1 protein-coding gene and 1 pseudogene are annotated in these 786 nt (G+C 67.0%); both read left to right on the plus strand.

What is annotated here, in order from left to right:
- A partial coding sequence (locus tag R1101_RS0124805) for a sensor histidine kinase (RefSeq protein ID WP_016935807.1) occupies nucleotides 1-653 on the plus strand: 653 nt, incomplete at its 5' end.
- Nucleotides 650-786 (plus strand): annotated as a pseudogene (locus R1101_RS31275) (response regulator); the annotation flags it as partial. The gene R1101_RS0124805 and the pseudogene R1101_RS31275, both read left to right, overlap by 4 nt.

Raw genomic sequence — 786 nt, forward strand, 5'->3', positions numbered from 1 at the left:
AGCTGGCGGAGACCGAGCGCTCCGCGGGCGAACTGGCCGAACGTGAGCGGTTGGCCAGCGAGATTCACGACACCGTCGCGCAGGGGCTGAGCAGCATTCAGATGCTGTTGCACGCCGCTGAGGCCGAAGATCTGCCCCCGGGTGTTGCGGACAAGATCGTCATGGCTCGGCGGACCGCGTCGGCGGGATTGGCGGACGCGAGACGTCTGATCGCGGCTCTCTCGCCCGCTGACCTGGCGGGCAGTTCGCTCGCCGACGCGTTGGGCAGGGTGTGTGAGCGAGCCGCGGCTGGGAGGGTTGACGTGCGTCTTCTCGTCGAGGGGCAGGCGGTGTCCTTGCCGATGCCGTTGGAGTCGGCGCTGGTGCGCCTCGTCCAGGGCGCGGTCTCGAATGTGGTGCGCCATGCCGATGCCGGCCACGCGGTGGTTACCCTCGGCTATGGTGCTGACGCCGTACACCTGGACGTGGTCGATGACGGACGGGGCTTCGACACCGCGATCCTCGACGATCCGTCCGCACACAACTTCGGGCTCAATGCCATGCGGACCCGGGTCGAACAGCTCGATGGGCAGTGGTTCATCGAATCGGAGCCCGGCCACACCGCAGTGTCGGTGACGTTTCCGCTTCCACAGCAAGGGGAGGAGCTCCGATGATCCGGCTGATGCTCGCAGACGACCATGCGATCGTCCGCGCCGGACTGCGAGCGCTGCTCGAGCTGCATTCGGATGCAGTCTCGATCGTCGCCGAAGCCTCCACGGGTCAACAAGCCGTTGCGCTGTGCAGGGA

Origin of the sequence: Rhodococcus sp. R1101, assembly GCF_000278445.1 — a bacterium.
Taxonomy (GTDB): domain Bacteria; phylum Actinomycetota; class Actinomycetes; order Mycobacteriales; family Mycobacteriaceae; genus Rhodococcus; species Rhodococcus gordoniae.